This window comes from Sphaerisporangium siamense (assembly GCF_014205275.1).
GTDB lineage: Bacteria > Actinomycetota > Actinomycetes > Streptosporangiales > Streptosporangiaceae > Sphaerisporangium > Sphaerisporangium siamense.
The window spans coordinates 5,732,260-5,747,823 of record NZ_JACHND010000001.1 but is presented as its reverse complement, the minus strand read 5'-3'; the positions used below and the strand labels follow the sequence as shown (position 1 = coordinate 5,747,823).

Below are 15,564 nucleotides of genomic sequence, written 5' to 3'. Positions count from 1 at the left end.
CGATATCGGCATATGATGGCCGCCATGGCACGAGCAGCGACGACGTCGGACGTCTTCAACGCGATCGCCGAGCCGCAGCGCCGGCAGATCCTGGTACTGCTGCGGGCGGGTGATCGGCCGGTGACCGAGTTGGCCCAGGAGCTGGGGATGACCCAGCCACGGGCGTCCAAACACCTGCGGGTGCTCCGGGAGGTCGGGCTGGTCCGGGACCGCAAGGCAGGCAAACAGCGCCTGTACGGCCTGGACGCCCGCGGGCTGCGACCGGTCCACGAGTGGACCGGCGGGTTCGAGCGGTTCTGGAACGAGACCTTCGACCGGCTGGACGCCTACGTGCAGGACCTCAAGCAGGCAAGACAGGAAGGAAGTAACTGATGAGCGAGACGGGACAAGGAGTGCCGGCGCAGTCCGCGACGGCCGACCGCGAGATCGTGATCTCCCGGGTCATCGACGCCCCACGGGAGCTGGTGTTCGAGGCGTTCACCGAGGTGCGGCACCTGTCGCGGTGGTGGGGGCCGGAGGGGTTCACCACCACCACGCGCTCCTTCGAGTTCCGCGTCGGCGGGGTGTGGGACTTCGTGATGCACGGGCCGGACGGGACGGACTACCAGGAGTGGATCTCCTGGACCGAGATCGTCCCGCCGGAGGGGATCGCGCTGCTGCACGGCGAGTACCGCGGCGACCCGAACGCCTTCGAGTCGGTCCTCGCGTTCGCGCCCGACGGGGCGGCGACCCGGATCGAGATGCGCACGGTGTTCCCCACCAAGGAGCTGCGTGACGAAGCGGCCGAGAAATACCACGCGATCGAGGCCGGCCGGCAGACCCTGAGCAACCTGGCCGCCTACGTCACCGAGATCGTTCGGAAGGGAGCCGAGGGCTGATGGCCGGGAAGGTGTTCTTCAGCGTGTCGATGTCGCTGGACGGTTTCATCGCACCCGAGTCCCTCGGCGATCTGATGGGGCGGCAGTGGATGGAACTGCAGCGATGGATCTTCCCACAGCGGTTCTTCCGGGAGAACCTGAATCTCGGCGAAGGCGGCGAGGAAGGGCGCGACAACGACATCGTGCGGGAGACGTTCGAGCGCACCGGCGCGAGCGTGATGGGCAAGCGCATGTTCGACGCCGGCGAGAAGATGTGGCCGGAGGATGCGCCGTTCCACACGCCGGTGTTCGTCGTGACGCACGAGAAGCGTGACCCCTGGGAGCGGCCGGGCGGGACCACCTTCCACTTCGTCAACGACGGCATCCAGACCGCGCTCGACCAGGCCCGCGAGGCCGCCGGCGACCGCGACGTCCGCATCGCGGGCGGCGGAGCGACGATCCTGGAGTACGTGAACGCCGCCCTGGTCGACGAGTTCTCGATCGCGCTCTCACCCGTGCTGTTCGGCTCCGGAATCCGCCTGTTCGAGGGCGTGGACGCGAGCCGCGTGGCCCTGGAACAGGTCCGCGCGGAGCCGACACAGCGGGTGACCCACCTGACCTACGTGGTCCGGGAGCGGTAACCGTCTCGATCTCGGCGCTCCCCCGTCGGGGTCAGCAGCGCGATGAGATCCTCGATGCGCTGAGCTGTTCACCACCGACCGGCGGGCTCGGGTGGAGTTGCCGCCGGGGGACGTCGATGCGGACCGGCCGGCGGGCACTCCAGGCGGGGCCTACTGCGTGAAGTTCACGTCGATGACCTGATAGAAGGCGTGGCCGGTGTCGGCGACCTCCCACACGCCGAGGATCACGTGGTAGCCGGAACGCTCCGGCACCTTGATCGTGTGCGGCTTGTCGAGGTTCGGGTCGTGCTCGGCTTCCGGCATCTCCCAGTGCGGAATGTCGTCGTACGGCTTGTACGTCGCGAACGGCTCGGGCTCGAACTGGTCGCGGCTCAGCGGCGCCTGGGGGTCCCACCCTTCCTTGGTGATGAAGTAGTTGTAACGGCGCGTCCTGTGCTTGGCCGAGAAGCTCCACTGGAACGGAACCTCGGCACCCGACCGCAGATCGACCTTCGGCCAGTTGCGTACCTCGTCGAGCCTGGCCGCCTCCGGCTGGCTTCCGCCACTGGCGATCTGCCCGTCCGGCGGTACCGGCTTGGGTCCGCTGGGATTGTCCGTCGGCACGTCCGGGTCGGTCAGCCCGATCCGGGTCGCCGGGAAGAACTTGCCCGCTTCCAGGGCATTGGACGGCCAGCCGCCGTTGAACTCGATGTCCGTACGAGAACGCGGGTGCGTCAGCCGCCCGTGCCTGGGAGTGACGTCTACGCGATCTTTCATGGCCATTTTTCTCTCCGCTCGCCGCCGGTGCACCGGGCACCGGTGATGCCTGCTCACGGCGGGACGAGGCACACGGCACCAAAGGAGCCGCTTCGTCGATGCCGGAGCGTGAGATCACTATATGCCACTACGAGTACACGAATGATCACGGAAAGTTACGCGCGAGGGCACGGATCCGCCCGGGCCCGCGGCACCGGCCGGGCGCCGGGCAGCCTGCGCCGACCGTAACCGTGATCACTGCCGGCGACTGAGGAGCTCGCTGAAGATCTTCACCACCTCGGGGCGGACAAGAGGGCCGGCGTGTGGTGCCGCGACGCTGTCGAGGCGGGGCAGGAGACCGGCGTGACGCCCGACCGCCGGCGGCTCGCACAGTGCGATCGCGCCTCGACTGGACAAAGCAGAACCCCGGCCCCTGGGCTGCTCCTACGCTCCAGGGGCCGGGGGGTCAGCGGCAGTGGATCAGACGCGGGCCCAGAGCGCCGGGACGTTCGGCGGCTCCCAGCCGGGCAGGGCGGTGTGCGACTGCAGGCACCGGTAGGTGACGCCGTTGTAGGTGACCTGCGAGCCCGGCGTGTAGGCGGTGCCCGCCGTCCACGGACCGTTGGGGACGACCGTCGGGGTCGGGGTCGGGGTCCGGGTGGGGGTCACGGTCGGCGTGGGGGTGGGGGTGGGGGTCGGGTCGGGACCGCCGGGGCCGACCTGCAGGTCGACGCAGTTGTAGAACGCCATCGCCGTGTCGGCGATGTTCCAGATGGCCAGCAGCTTGATGCGGCCGGTCCTGCCGCCCAGGCTCACCGTGTGCGAGACCGACGAGCCGGGCACCCTGCCCCTGTCGTTGAAGGACGCGATCTGGGTGCCACCGACGTAGTACTCCCAGGTGCTGGTGGAGTGCGGCACCTTGAGGGACCACTGGAACGTGATGGAGTCGCCGACCTTCGCCACCGGCCAGGCCTTGCTGTCGTCGTCGAGCGGCGCCCAGCGGGAGTCGCCGGCGCTGCAGTTACGCTGCCCCTTGGGCCCCTCGACACTGTAGGGCTCGTAGATGATGTCGCCGCACTTGGAGACCTTGCCCTGGGCGCAGTTCGCCTGCCGGCTGGGCGGCGAGGTGATGTAGCCGTGCGCCGAGGCCGGCGTCGCCACGAACACCACGCTGGCCGCGGCGATGACCGCCGAGGACAGCAACGTGACCACTCTTCGCATGTCGCGCTTCCTTCACTGGGGGGTGATAAGCCTAATATAAAAGAAAGTTTCCTAACAGTGAAGGCCACAGTCAGCGCGTCGTCACCACGTTCGCCTACGAAACCACACGTCGTAGCGGCGATGGATCGATCTCGACAAAAGTTTCCGTACCCGGCCCCGGACACAGGTCTCGCGGGCACCGCCATGCGGCACCCGCGAGCCTCACCGGGCCCTCAGGCCCTGGTGAAGATCAGCGAAGCGTTGTGCCCACCGAACCCGAACGCGTTGGCCAGCGCCGCGTCCCACCGCCCCCGGCGCGGCTCCCCGCCGACCAGATCCAGCTTCACCTCCGGGTCCGGCTCCTCCAGGTTCCGGATCGCCGGGACCACCCCGTCGCGCAGGGCCAGCACCGCCGCCATCGCGCCCAGCGCCCCCGCCGCCCCGCACAGGTGCCCCACCATCGACTTCACCGCCGTCACCGCCGCGTGCGTCCCGAGCGTCTCGGCGATCGAACGCGCCTCGGTGACATCCCCGATCGGCGTCGAGGTGGCATGCGCGCTCACGTGCCCCACGTCCAGCGCCGTCAGCCCCGCCGAGGCCAGCGCCGACCGGATCGCCCGCGCCTGGCCCGCCACGTCGGCCGCGGTGATGTGATGGGCGTCCGAGCTCGTGCCCGCCCCCGCGAGCCGCGCGTGCGCCCCCGCACCACGCGCCGCCGCGAACTCCTCACGCTCCAGCACCATGACGGCCGCCCCCTCCCCCAGCACGAACCCGTCCCGCCCGGCGTCGAACGGGCGCGAGGCCTCCTCCGGAGACTCGTTGCGCGTGGACAGCGCCCTGGCCTGACCGAACCCCGCCATGGTCAGCGGGTGCAGGCACGCCTCCGCTCCCCCGGCCACCACCACGTCCGCGCGGCCCAGCCGGATCAGGTCCAGCCCCATCGCGATCGCCTCGGCGCCCGAGGCGCAGGCGCTCACCGGCGTGTGCGCCCCGGCCTTGGCACCCAGTTCCATGCTCACCACCGCCGCCGGGCCGTTCGGCATCAACATGGGCACCGTGTACGGCGACACCTTCCGCGCCCCGGACGCCTCCATCAGGTCGTCCTGCGCCAGCGTGGTCAGCACCCCGCCGACCCCCGTGCCGATCACCACGGCCAGCCGCTCGGGCTCGACCCGCGGCGCGCCCGCGGCCGCCCACGCCTCCCGCGCCGCGACCACGGCGGCCTGCTGGCAGCGGTCCAGCCGCCGCGCGGGGACCCGGCCGAGCACCTCGGCCGGGTCCACCCGCATGCGGCCGGCGATCCGCACGGGCAGCTCACGCGCCCATTCCTCCTCCACCGCCACCACGCCCGACCGTCCGGCCAGCATGCCTTCCCAGGTGGAGGCCACGTCCCCGCCCAGCGGCGTGGTCGCACCCAGCCCGGTGACCGAGGCGCCCGCGTTCATCCCGTCTCCCCTCGACGACCCCTGCGTCCCGGATGAACCACACCATCCCAGGACATCCACCTGTAACGCTGCCAGCGCACGGCCCGCCAAGCACCTGACGTGATCGACGAAAATCCCGGCGGAGATTTGTCGGCCGTACGAGGCCACGGCGATGCTTCTGTCGTCGGAGCGGAGGTTGTTGAGGGTGCGGGGTTAAATCGCCAACCCATCGCCTTTACATTGTAGATTAACTACGCCTTCTCGCGGACCTGGCCCGCTCGGACGCCTACGCCGGAGCCTGAGCCCTCCGGGTCAGCGTCCGGTCGTTCCGTCGATCAGTTCGCGGAGGATGTCCGCGTGGCCCGCGTGGCGGCCGGTCTCCTCGATCATGTGGGTGAGTGCCCAGCGGATGCTCGGGGCGGGGCGGTCCGGCCGCGGCCGAGGGACCGGTGCGCCGAGATCGGCACATCGGTCGAGCACGCCGTTCGCGCGTTCGACCGTCTCGCGGTAGCGGGCGACGACATCGGTCACGCCGTCCGCCGGCGCCGCGTGGAACGTCGCCTGCCAGTCGGTGACCTCCTCCCCCAGGAACAGCGCGCGTTCGACGAACGTCAGGTGGTTGAGCAGGCCGAGCAGGTTCGTGCCCGACGGCACCGCGGCCGTTCGCACCTGCGGTTCGGGGGCGCCCTCGACCTTCGCGGCGACCGAGGTCCGGAGGTAGTCGAGGAATCCGCGCAGGACCTCGGCCTCGCCGCTCCCGGTCCGGGGCGGCGGGGTGTCGCGGCGGCGGCGCGCGGTGCCGGACATGGTGGTCTCCTTCCTTCGTGGGGTGGGCGCGTCAGTCACCACGGCGGATCAGCAGCACGTGGTCGGTGACCTCGGCGGTGCGCCCGCCCGGACCGGTCGCGATCCTGCGGGGGGCGTCGGCCCGCTCGACCGTCCACGTCGCCGCGTCCAGATCGAGACCGGCGGCGACCTCCAGCGGGCCGGGGTACCGGGTGCCGGGATCCTGGTTCCATGACCATGGCGCGGCCGAGCCGTGGTCGACGATCAGCAGCCGCCCGCCAGGGCGCAGGACGTGCGCGGCCGCGCGCAGGACGCTCGCCCTGTCCAGGTCCAAGGGGGTGTGCAGGTAGTGGGCGGTGACCAGGTCGAACCGGCCCTGGGGGAAGGACTCCCGCAGGTCGTGCCGCACGGTGACGACGTGGTCGGCCAGGTCGTGTGAGCGGGCGAGGGCGGCGAGCCGTTCGACCGCCACCGCGGAGACGTCGACGGCGGTGACGTGCCACCCCTGGCGGGCGAGCCACAGCGCGTCGCCACCGTCACCGCATCCGAGGTCCAAGGCGTGGCCGGGCGCCAGGCCGGCGACCGTCTCGGTGAGACGGGCGTTCGGCCGCGGGTCGGTGGCCGCCGGTCGGGCCGCGTAGACGTCGTCCCAGAACGTGACCGCGTCGGTGGTGCTCATCAAGCCTCCTTCTGTCGGTACGCGCCCAGTCTGACCAGGCGGGCCGCCGCCTGGCACGCGAACTTGCGGTTCTGGCAAGATGGCCGCGTGGACCACGAGACCGACGAGGTGCTCGACGCGGTGGGGCCACGGCTGCGTGCGCTGCGTCGTCGCCGCGGCATCACCCTCGCCGCCCTGGCGGCGACGACCGGCGTGTCGGAGAGCACCCTGTCCCGGCTGGAAAGCGGGCAGCGCCGGGCGACCCTGGAGTTGCTGCTGGCGCTGGCGCGCACCTACGGCGTCCCGCTGGACGACCTCGTCGGCGCGCCGCGCACCGGAGACCCCCGGATCCACCTCACGCCGATCCGCAGGTTCGGGATGACCTTCGTGCCGTTGTCCCGGCGGCCGGGCGGCACCCACGCGTTCAAGATGATCATCCCCGCCGAGCCGGAACCGCTCGCGCCGACCCCGCAGACCCACGACGGCTTCGAATGGCTGTACGTCCTCAGCGGACGCCTGCGGCTCATCCTCGGCGAGCGCGACCTGACGTTGCCGCCCGGCGAGGCCGCCGAGTTCGACACGTCGTTGCCCCACTGGCTGGGCACCGCCGACGGCGGCGTGGTCGAGCTTCTCATCCTGTTCGACCCGCAAGGAATGCGCACTCACATACACGCCGACCCCCATCGGCCGTCTCGCGGCGGCGCCAAGGGTTGAGCCAAGCGCGACCCTTTACATTGTAGATTCGTGGCGGTGGAACCGCGCCGGAAAAGGCGGCGGCCGCCGGTCGGTCGACCGGCGGCCGCGCGCGCATCCCCACAGGCTGGTCACTAGGTCATACGGAAGGCCGCGTCGTCAAGGCGTGCGAACCACCACCCTCTCCTTGCGGTAGTTGTTGCCGTGGCCGTCCGGCTTGTAGCCGCGCTCGACGTTGCCGGCGATGTCCACCGCGAACCAGTGCACCTCGGTGGTCTTGCCGACCGTGATCTGCTGCGCGCCTTCGCGCACGCCCGCGGCGGCGAGCTTGGGCGAGTTCAGCGTGGGACGGCTGCCGTCCAGCGTGTAGTACACGTTGGCGGGCTCGTCGAGGGTGAAGGTGAACGTGGCCGAGGCGCCGGTCCTGCCGGTCACCTTCAGGTCGGACTCGGGGCGCTCCTCGTCGCGGGCGTACGCGCGGGCGACCTCCAGGATGGCGATCTGGCCGGAGGAGAACTCCATGGCCTCCTCGTGCCCTTCGGCGAAGGGCGGCTGGAAGCCGACCGGCTCGAACTGCTTGGTCGTCTGGTTGTAGACGTCCGCGCCGACCTCGAAGTCCCAGCCGATGATGCCGCGGTTGTACCAGTGCTCGTCGGCGCTGTTGCCCGCCGCCGAGTACAGCACGTCCGGGACCGGGCCGGTGCGGCCGGGCCAGATCGCCGTGCCGCGCCAGGACTGCACCGCCGACAGGATGTGGCCGGAGGACTTCCAGAAGTACTCCTCGGTGCCGAAGTCGACGCGGGGCAGCGTCTCGCGGCCCTGGGCCTTGTAGGCGCCCGGAGGCCACATGAAGTAGCCGCCGTAGGAGTGGGTGTTCATCGCGAACTTGATGTTGGGGAACTTGTGCGTCAGCCACACCTCGTTGCGCGCCTCCGGCTCCGACAGCTCGGCCGGGCCCGCGTAGGTGTCGCTGGTGCAGCTCGCCGACGCGCCGCTGTAGCCGTCGAAGTAGGAGCCCACCGAGAAGTTGCGGTTCAGGTCCACGCCCCAGGCGTTGCGGGCGGCGGGGTCGCCGAAGTTGGCCGCGCAGTGTTTGGTCATGTTGCGGCGCTGGAAGTTGAAGTCGTACATGCTGTAGTGGGCGCCGTCGGGGTTGATCGTCGGCATGATGAAGATGTCGAGGTCGTCGACCACCTTCCTCGTCGCCGCGTCCCTGGCGTAGTTGCGCAGCAGCCGTTCGGCGGTCTCCACGCAGGTCAGCGGCGTGACCCACTCGCGGGCGTGCTCCTGGCAGTACAGGAACACCCCGGTCTTGGCGCCGGTGCGGCTCTTGCCGATGCGCAGCGCCTTCACCTGGAACGGCTCGCGCTTGATGGCCTGCGGGGCCTTCAGGTTGTCGGTCAGGCGGGTGGCCTGCGCGGCGGCCACCAGGCCGTCCCCGGCGTTGCCCCGGTAGGTCGAGGCGGTCACGAGCGCGGAGGCGGCGGCGTCGCCGTTGAGGGCGTCCACGACCTGGCGGGCGGTGCTGCCGACCGCGGCGGAGGCGTCGGTGGCGAGGCTCACCACGATGTCCTTGCCGGTGACGGTCACGCCGAGCGCGGCGGAGGGGGCGTCGGGCTTGACCAGCGCGAGGCTGATGTCGTTGCCGCCCTCGTGGCCGTAGGCCTTGGAGGTGACGTAGAAGGTGCTCGCGGCGGCGGCGCCGAACTGCGCCTGGGCGGCCCTGCGGTAGCCGTTGGTCTTGTACGGCAGGTCCACGATCTCGGAGATCCTCGGGAACTCCTTGGCCAGCGCGGTGATGCGGCCGGTGACCTCGGTCGGGTCCATGTAGTGGTCCACGAAGTCGGCGACGTAGTGCCGGCCCGGCGGCTTGCGGGGCTCGCCCAGCCACTTGGTCACCGGGACGGTGACGGTGCCGCCGTTGCTGCTGGTGATCGTGGCCCTGGCGGGGGCCTGGTCGACGGGCAGCGGCGTGGTGAACCGGTGGTACATGTACTGGCCGACGTCGGTGAGGCGCGACATCGTCGCGGTGCCGCCGGAGCCGGGGGGCGTCCCCCTGCCGCGGTCCCAGGTGGCGGTCAGCACGGTCTCGGCACCGGTGGCGCTGGACTTGACCTCGATGGACAGGAAGCGCTGGCCGTCGAGGCTCGTGAACCACTCCGAGCGCAGCACGGTGAGCGTGTCGGTCTCGGACGCCGCCTCCTTGGACTCGGCGATCGCCGAGCGCCGCTCGGCCGCGTTGGCGGCGGCGTCGCCCTGGTCGGCGATGGCGCCGCGCACGTCGACGCCCTGGTCGCGCAGGCTCCGGGTCTCCTGCGGGCTGAGGACGGCGTGCACCTCGATGCCGTCCTCGACGGGCTTCTTGTACTCGGCGAGGTCCAGGCCCATGGAGTTGAGCCGGTCGAGGGCCGCCTCGTCCGGGACGACGACGCGCATCAGGGCCACGCCGTTCTGCTCGCCGCTCGACTGCCGGTCGGGCGCCACTTCACTGACCGGCGGGGACGGCTGGGCGAGAACCGGGATCGGGCTCAGGGAGAGGGAGAGGGTAATGGGCAGGGCGAGCGCCAGCGCGACGCGGGCGTGCCTCCTGCCTTTGCCAAGAGAAGTCCTCATGAGATTCCTCCAGTTGGCGCGCGACCCGGGATAGGGGGCATCCCTACAGGAAGCGCGCAATCGGCACGAATTCTTGCCAAACAGAGGATCTTCGTCAAGGTTCGAAATTTTCGCATTTAACCGAACCGAACGGCGTAAGTTAATCTTTATCTGAAATTTATATACATCTTCCTGACTTTCTGATAGAGCGACCGAGTTGGGGGCACTCCCCCGCCGCCGCGGCCCCCCGACCACTTCGGGGCGGCGCACGAGGCCGGGCCTCGCCACCGCGGACGGCGCGACGCCGCTGGCCACACCCCCTACCGGCATCTCGGGCCGAGCTCCGGTGTGCCGTCACCGGCCGGTCGGCGGGACCTCGCCCCGGGAGATGGGCGTCCCGGGCGGCTCACCACTCCCCCGCCCGATGCATCCGGCAAACCGGTGACCACTTTTGGTCAAACAGCGAAAATTCGCCTGTCAAATACGGATCGCCCTGACTCGCCCGGCAGGTCGTCGCGCCCGCGTGCGGAACGTGTCCGCCCACGTACCAGCGGTGCTCGCGCGCGACCGGCCGCCATCCCCGCCACCGGTCATCCGGACCGCCGTCTGCCGTCCCCCATCTCCGGAATGCCGGCCACCTGTTCCCACGCGGCCGCCCGCGATTCCGCCGCGCCCGTGGCCCATATGGGCGTGGCCGATATCGCTGGCCTGTCTTTATTCCCGAGGGGCACGAGCGTGGGGCATATTCGCGAGACCGGCCCTCGACCGGCGGTCATGTATCGGCGTATATAGCCGGACGATATGGAAACCAAAAATCGCGAGCATGGCTCATGCCAATGCCGACCGGAATGCCGTTTCTTTCCGTGCGTCAGGCGGATTTCCCGTGCCGCACGCGGCCGGGCGGCTCGCGGGGCACCAGGGTCGGGTTGACGTGGTGCAGCACGGTGTCCCGGGTGATCACGACCCGGGCGACGTCGTCACGGCCGGGCACCTCGAACATGACGGTGAGCAGCACCTCTTCGAGGATCGCGCGGGCCGCCCTGGCGCCGGTGCGGCGCAGCAGGGCCTGACCCGCGATCGCCGCGAGGGCCTCCTCGGTGAACTCCAGCTCGACCCCGTCCAGGGCGAAGAGCCGCTGGTACTGCTTGATCAGCGCGTCGCGGGGCTCGGTGAGCACGCGGGTCAGCGCCGTCAGGCCGAGCGGCCGCAGCGCCGCGACCACGGGAAGCCGCCCGACCAGTTCCGGGATCAGGCCGAACTCCAGCAGGTCGGCGGGGGTGACCCGCGCGAGGACGTCGTCCTCGCCGCCCGCCCCGGCGGGTTCGGCGCGGAAGCCGGCGGCCGTCCGCCCGGCGCGCCGCTCGATGATCTGGTCGAGCCCGGCGAACGCGCCGCCGGCGATGAACAGGACGCGGCTGGTGTCCAGCTGGACGAATTCCTGGTGCGGGTGTTTGCGGCCGCCCTGCGGCGGCACGCTCACGACCGCCCCCTCGATGATCTTCAGCAGGGCCTGCTGGACGCCCTCGCCGGAGACGTCCCGGGTGAGCGAGGGGTGCTCGCCCCTGCGGGCGATCTTGTCGATCTCGTCGATGTAGACGATGCCGGTCTCGGCCCTCCTGACATCATGGTCGGCGGCGCGGAGCAGCGCGAGCAGGATGTTCTCGACGTCCTCGCCGACGTAGCCGGCCTCGGTGAGCGCGGTGGCGTCGGCGATCGCGAAGGGGACGTCCAGCATGCGGGCCAGAGTCTGGGCCAGGTGGGTCTTGCCCGAGCCGGTGGGGCCGACCATCAGGATGTTGGACTTGCCGAGCTCGACCGGAGGCTCGCCGCCGGAGCTCCCCCGCCGGGGCGGCGCGGGCCGCACGCGCTTGTAGTGGTTGTAGACGGCGACCGACAGGGCCATGCGCGCGGCCTCCTGCCCGACGACGTACCGTCCGAGGAACTCGTCGATCTCGCGGGGCTTGGGCGCCCGCGCGGGCACGGGCGGGCCGGCCGGGCCGAACTCGTCCTCGATGAGCTCGTTGCAGACCTCGACGCACTCGTCGCAGATCGTCACCCCGCCCGGCCCCGCGATGAGCCTGCGCACGCGGCGCTGCCCCTTGCCGCAGAACGAGCACGTCAACGTGTCGCCGGTGCGTGCCACGGGAATGCCTCCTGAAAGGTCGGGGCCGGGCAGGCCGGTTGGCGGCGGCGACCACGGCGATCACCCCCTCCCCCTCGCGCACGGCGACGCCGCACGGCTCGGTGTCCTCGCGGGCGTAGCGCGGGATGGTCGGCGGGTGGGCCCGTACCAGCGCATGAGCTCGTCGACGGCGCGGCATGAGCCCCGGTTCGTCGCGATGGGAACCTCCGGGGATTCCAGATGTTCCGAACATATGATTTCACCATTCGGATGGTCAGAGTATCTTGGATTCGCGGGCACGGCAAACCTGGAGGCCCGCCCGCGCAGCCCGCGCACCGGGCCGGGCGCCGTTCGGTACCGTTCCGTTCCATGCCGTTGCCGAAGGAGGGAGCGAGGGCGCCGATGGCGAGGCTGACCAGGGCGCAGTCCCAGGAGCGCAACCGCGCCAAGGTGCTGTCCGCCGCGCGCGAGGAGTTCACCGAGCTGGGCTTCCGTGACGCCAAGATCGACGGCATCGCCGAGCGCGCGGGGCTGACCCGCGGCGCGGTCTACTCCAACTTCCCGGGCAAGCGGGCCCTGTACTTCGCCGTCCTGGCCGACCTGGCGGCGCGCGACGCCGAGGCGCCCGGCCCCGAGCCGGGGCGCGACGCCCGCGAGGCGCTCGGCGCGTTCGCCCGGGCCTGGGTGGGCCGGCTGCCCCTCGCCACCGACGGCGCGCACGGCCCGGCCTGGCTCGGCATGGACCTGATGCCCGAGATCCTCGCCGACGAGCGCACGCGGCGCCCGTTCGCGCAGCTCATGAAGCTGGACGCCATCCTGCTCGGGCTCGCGCTCGAACGGCTGCGCCCGCCGGGCGCTCCCCTGGCGCGCCAGGTGCGGGTGGCCGAGGCGGCGCTCACCACGTTGCACGGCGCCACCCAGATGGCGGCGGCCGCGCCCGGGTTCGTCGAGCCCTTCGACGTGGTCAGCGTCTGCGAGCGGCTGGTGGGCCTGGAGCTCGGCGGCGGTGCGCCGATCGTCCCGCCGGTGCCTCCGGCGCGTCCGGTGGACCGGCCGTGGAGCCCGCCGCGTGAACCAGAGCCCGCGGACCTGGTGCGCGGCGAGCGCGCCGACCTCACGGCGGACGGCGTGGTGGCGATCCTCGGCCTGCACCGCCTGGAGGCGGTCGAGGAGGCCGTGCGCGCGGCCCCGCCCGGCGCGCGGGTCACCGCCGTCATGGTCACCGGTGACCCGGGCGAGCTGGCGCCGCTGGCCCGGCTGGTGGTCGCCGGGCTGTGCGGCTGCCTGCGCGAGTCCTTCCCCGCGGCGGCCTGGCCGCGGCTGCGCGTGGTGCCCGACGACTCCGGCGCGCTCGCGGCGGCGGCGGGCGTGGCCGCGGGCGACGACACCGAGACCGCCCTGCGCGTGGCCGGCGGCCGGGTGGTCGCCCGCGCCGACGGCCGCGGCGCGTGTCACGCCGCCGCCTCCGCCCCGGCGCCGGACCGCTCACGGGCGAAACGCCAAGGGTGATCCGGGGGCCGGACGCCAAAACCTCCGCCGCGCACGGCGATCACGCGCAAGACCTTCACACCAGGCGCGCACGCGCCCCGTCCCGGCGCGGCGAATTGCGGCTTTCCGAAAAGCAGCCCTGACCCGGGAAGGATTCCCGCGGCGGTCGGCACGCCACGCGAATAGATAAGCGGCTTTTATCCGGTTTCGCGAGATATCCCGCCAGCGTTTCCCGGAGCAACGCCCCGGGCGGCGCGCACGAGCCGCCCGGAGACCGTGATCGGCACCGGCCCGGAGGTCCCGCACCGAGCGACCCGCCCGGGGGAAGTACCATCGGTGGGTGACCGAAACCACCGAAACCGCACCTGGCTGGCTCGCTCCCGAGGAGCTCGAGGCGGTGCGGGGCCGGATGCCGATCCTCTACGTCGACGCCGTGCCGGTGCGCGTGGACGAGACCGGGGTGGTGACCCGCGTCGGCCTGCTGCTGCGCATCGGATCGGACGGGACGATCAGCCGCGCGCTGGTCTCCGGACGCGTCCTGCTGCACGAGCGGGTGCGCGACGCGCTGGTGCGCCACCTGGAGAAGGACCTCGGGCCCGTGGCCCTGCCGAACATCCCGGCCTCGCCCCAGCCGTTCACCATCGCCGAGTACTTCCCCACCCCGGGCGTCACCGCGTACCACGACCCGCGCCAGCACGCGGTGTCGCTGGCCTACATCGTGCCGGTGGCGGGCGACTGCCGTCCCCGGCAGGACGCGCTGGACCTGATCTGGTTCACCCCCGAGGAGGCCGCCTCGCCGCAGGTGCAGCAGGAGATGACCGGCGGGCACGGGGTGCTGCTGAAGCAGGCGCTCGCCCACGTCGGCCGGCTTCCGTGACCCGCCGCTAGCCGGGCCGGGCGCCCGCGCGCCGCAAAGATCAACGAGGGGTCCGCGGAGGGCGTACCCTTTCCTCAGACTCGATCGAATCGCTCCACGACGACCGGCCGCGTCGCCCTTTCGTGGCGCGGCCGGCGCGTGATCCGGCTCGCGGCCCCGGAAAGGAACGTACGTGGGAGGGATGGCCGGCCCCGAGCGGCGCACGGTGCGAGACCTGCGGCGCGGAAACCGGGCGGTGCTGCTGCGCAACCTGTTCTTCACGGGCCCGGCCAGCCGCCAGGAGCTCAGCCACCTCACCGGCCTCAGCGCGGCCTCCGTCAGCAACGTCACCGGCGACCTTCTGGGCGAGAACATCGTCGTGGAGGCCGGCCTGGTCGACTCCGACGGCGGGCGGCCGCGCACGCTGCTGCGCGTCAACCGCGACTTCGGGTACGCGATCGGCGTGGACGTCGACGACACCCACGTGCGCGTCCAGATCTTCGACCTGGACATGAAGCCGCGCGGCGAGGCCGAGGTCGTCCTGCGCGCCGGAGAGTGCGACGCCGAGGCGATCGCCGGCCACGTCCTGCGGGGCATCGACGCCGTGCTGGCCGCCTCCGGCGCCTCCCCCGCCCGGGTGCTCGGCGTGGGCGTCGGCGTGCCGGGCCTCGTGCAGAGCGGCCGGGACGCGCTGGTCCACGCCGAGGCCTTCGGCTGGGACGCGGTCCCGTTCGGCGCGCTGCTGCGGGCCGGCACCTCGCTCCCCCTGTACGTCGACAACGGCGCCAAGGCCATGGGGCAGGCCGAGCTGTGGTTCGGCTCGGGCCGGGGCTGCCGGCACGCGATCGTCGTGCTGCTCGGCTCGGGGGTGGGCGCGGGCATCATCACCGGCGGGCTGACCTACCGGGGCGCCAACAGCAGCGCCGGCGAGTGGGGCCACACCAAGATCGTGGCGGGCGGGCGGACGTGCCGCTGCGGCGGGCGCGGCTGCCTGGAGGCCTACGTCGGCGCGCAGGGCATCCTCACGCGGGCCGAGGTGTCCGCGGGGCCGGACCGCGAGCAGGAGGCGCTCGGCGAGCTGGTCCTCGCGGGCCACCCGGCCGTCCGGGAGGCGGTCGGCTACCTGGGGGCGGGACTGGCCAACCTGGTCAACCTGTTCAACCCCGAGCGCATCGTGATCGGCGGGTGGGTGGGACTGCTCCTGGCCCGGCACGAACTGGCCGGCATCCGGCAGGCCGTCGCGGAGAACTCGCTGGTGCAGCCGTACGAGACGGTCTCGGTGGTGGCCGGCGGGCTCGGGCCAGAGGCGGTGGCGCTCGGCGCGGCCACGCTGGTGGTGGACGACTTCCTGCTCGGCACGCCGCCCGCCTCCGCCGGTCCCCCGGAGCGCACGGCGCGACTGCCCGTCTGAGACGACCAGCCCGCGGATCTCGGGCCGTCCGGGACGGCGAGGCCACCGACTCCGCGGCCCCGCCCGTCCGAGGCGGCGAGGCCACGGACTTCGCATCCCCG

Annotated in this window: 14 protein-coding genes; 7 read left to right on the top strand and 7 right to left on the bottom strand. The window is 71.9% G+C overall.

Annotated elements, in window-relative coordinates:
- Positions 1–24: 24 nt before the first annotated feature.
- The 3 genes from BJ982_RS26480 to BJ982_RS26470 are packed head-to-tail and all read left to right on the top strand — an operon-like array spanning position 25 to position 1,498.
- Complete coding sequence (locus BJ982_RS26480; RefSeq protein ID WP_184884407.1) at positions 25–372, top strand: ArsR/SmtB family transcription factor; 348 nt, start codon at positions 25–27, stop codon at positions 370–372.
- Complete coding sequence (locus BJ982_RS26475; protein WP_184884405.1) at positions 372–878, top strand: SRPBCC family protein; 507 nt, start codon at positions 372–374, stop codon at positions 876–878. The genes BJ982_RS26480 and BJ982_RS26475 overlap by 1 nt, the downstream gene beginning before the upstream one ends.
- Positions 878–1,498 carry a dihydrofolate reductase family protein gene (locus BJ982_RS26470; protein ID WP_184884403.1) on the top strand — a complete coding sequence of 207 codons (621 nt, stop codon included), beginning with the start codon at positions 878–880 and terminating at the stop codon, positions 1,496–1,498. The genes BJ982_RS26475 and BJ982_RS26470 overlap by 1 nt, the downstream gene beginning before the upstream one ends.
- Positions 1,499–1,648: 150 nt before the next feature.
- Here the strand turns inward: BJ982_RS26470 and BJ982_RS26465 are convergent, their stop codons facing one another.
- The 5 genes from BJ982_RS26465 to BJ982_RS26445 form a co-directional block, all read right to left on the bottom strand.
- Positions 1,649–2,254 (bottom strand): lytic polysaccharide monooxygenase auxiliary activity family 9 protein, encoded by a 606-nt coding sequence (locus BJ982_RS26465; protein ID WP_203958795.1) that lies wholly within the window; start codon positions 2,252–2,254, stop codon positions 1,649–1,651.
- Positions 2,255–2,713: 459 nt separating this feature from the next.
- A complete protein-coding gene (locus BJ982_RS26460) occupies positions 2,714–3,454 on the bottom strand; it encodes a lytic polysaccharide monooxygenase (RefSeq protein ID WP_184884399.1) in 741 nt (246 codons plus the stop codon).
- Positions 3,455–3,666: 212 nt separating this feature from the next.
- Positions 3,667–4,878, bottom strand: a complete 1,212-nt coding sequence (locus tag BJ982_RS26455; protein WP_184884397.1) for a beta-ketoacyl-[acyl-carrier-protein] synthase family protein — start codon at positions 4,876–4,878, stop codon at positions 3,667–3,669.
- Between the two features lie 291 nt (positions 4,879–5,169).
- On the bottom strand, positions 5,170–5,664 hold the full coding sequence (locus BJ982_RS26450; RefSeq protein WP_184884395.1) for a DinB family protein: 495 nt from the start codon (positions 5,662–5,664) through the stop codon (positions 5,170–5,172).
- Between the two features lie 31 nt (positions 5,665–5,695).
- Positions 5,696–6,322: a class I SAM-dependent methyltransferase gene (locus BJ982_RS26445; protein WP_184884393.1), complete on the bottom strand. Its 627-nt coding sequence runs from the start codon at positions 6,320–6,322 to the stop codon at positions 5,696–5,698.
- Positions 6,323–6,409: 87 nt separating this feature from the next.
- Here BJ982_RS26445 and BJ982_RS26440 point away from each other — a divergent pair, with 87 nt between their 5' ends.
- Positions 6,410–7,015, top strand: a complete 606-nt coding sequence (locus BJ982_RS26440) for a helix-turn-helix domain-containing protein (protein ID WP_184884391.1) — start codon at positions 6,410–6,412, stop codon at positions 7,013–7,015.
- Positions 7,016–7,153: 138 nt separating this feature from the next.
- Here BJ982_RS26440 and BJ982_RS26435 read toward each other — a convergent pair whose 3' ends face one another.
- Together BJ982_RS26435 and clpX are read right to left on the bottom strand one after the other, a co-directional pair.
- On the bottom strand, positions 7,154–9,607 hold the full coding sequence (locus BJ982_RS26435) for a M14 family zinc carboxypeptidase (protein WP_184884389.1): 2,454 nt from the start codon (positions 9,605–9,607) through the stop codon (positions 7,154–7,156).
- 847 nt (positions 9,608–10,454) lie between these two features.
- Positions 10,455–11,729, bottom strand: a complete 1,275-nt coding sequence (clpX, locus tag BJ982_RS26430; RefSeq protein WP_184884387.1) for an ATP-dependent Clp protease ATP-binding subunit ClpX — start codon at positions 11,727–11,729, stop codon at positions 10,455–10,457.
- Between the two features lie 381 nt (positions 11,730–12,110).
- On the opposite strand from clpX, the gene BJ982_RS26425 reads away from it, so the two are divergent.
- The 3 genes from BJ982_RS26425 to BJ982_RS26415 all read left to right on the top strand — a co-directional run bounded on the left by BJ982_RS26425 (position 12,111) and on the right by BJ982_RS26415 (position 15,463).
- Positions 12,111–13,217, top strand: coding sequence for a TetR/AcrR family transcriptional regulator (locus BJ982_RS26425; RefSeq protein WP_184884385.1), 1,107 nt, complete (start codon positions 12,111–12,113; stop codon positions 13,215–13,217).
- Between the two features lie 319 nt (positions 13,218–13,536).
- Positions 13,537–14,073 (top strand): NUDIX hydrolase family protein, encoded by a 537-nt coding sequence (locus BJ982_RS26420; RefSeq protein ID WP_184884383.1) that lies wholly within the window; start codon positions 13,537–13,539, stop codon positions 14,071–14,073.
- A gap of 181 nt (positions 14,074–14,254) precedes the next feature.
- A complete protein-coding gene (locus BJ982_RS26415) occupies positions 14,255–15,463 on the top strand; it encodes an ROK family protein (RefSeq protein ID WP_184889350.1) in 1,209 nt (402 codons plus the stop codon).
- Positions 15,464–15,564: the final 101 nt, after the last annotated feature.

Coding starts and splice junctions, on each gene's coding strand:
- BJ982_RS26480 (WP_184884407.1), top strand. CDS start 25: ATGGCACGAGCAGCGACGACGTCGGACGTCTTCAACGCGATCGCCGAG.
- BJ982_RS26445 (WP_184884393.1), bottom strand. CDS start 6,322: ATGAGCACCACCGACGCGGTCACGTTCTGGGACGACGTCTACGCGGCC.
- BJ982_RS26455 (WP_184884397.1), bottom strand. CDS start 4,878: ATGAACGCGGGCGCCTCGGTCACCGGGCTGGGTGCGACCACGCCGCTG.
- BJ982_RS26450 (WP_184884395.1), bottom strand. CDS start 5,664: ATGTCCGGCACCGCGCGCCGCCGCCGCGACACCCCGCCGCCCCGGACC.
- BJ982_RS26465 (WP_203958795.1), bottom strand. CDS start 2,254: ATGAAAGATCGCGTAGACGTCACTCCCAGGCACGGGCGGCTGACGCAC.
- BJ982_RS26415 (WP_184889350.1), top strand. CDS start 14,255: ATGGCCGGCCCCGAGCGGCGCACGGTGCGAGACCTGCGGCGCGGAAAC.
- BJ982_RS26435 (WP_184884389.1), bottom strand. CDS start 9,607: ATGAGGACTTCTCTTGGCAAAGGCAGGAGGCACGCCCGCGTCGCGCTG.
- BJ982_RS26460 (WP_184884399.1), bottom strand. CDS start 3,454: ATGCGAAGAGTGGTCACGTTGCTGTCCTCGGCGGTCATCGCCGCGGCC.
- BJ982_RS26425 (WP_184884385.1), top strand. CDS start 12,111: ATGGCGAGGCTGACCAGGGCGCAGTCCCAGGAGCGCAACCGCGCCAAG.
- BJ982_RS26470 (WP_184884403.1), top strand. CDS start 878: ATGGCCGGGAAGGTGTTCTTCAGCGTGTCGATGTCGCTGGACGGTTTC.
- BJ982_RS26475 (WP_184884405.1), top strand. CDS start 372: ATGAGCGAGACGGGACAAGGAGTGCCGGCGCAGTCCGCGACGGCCGAC.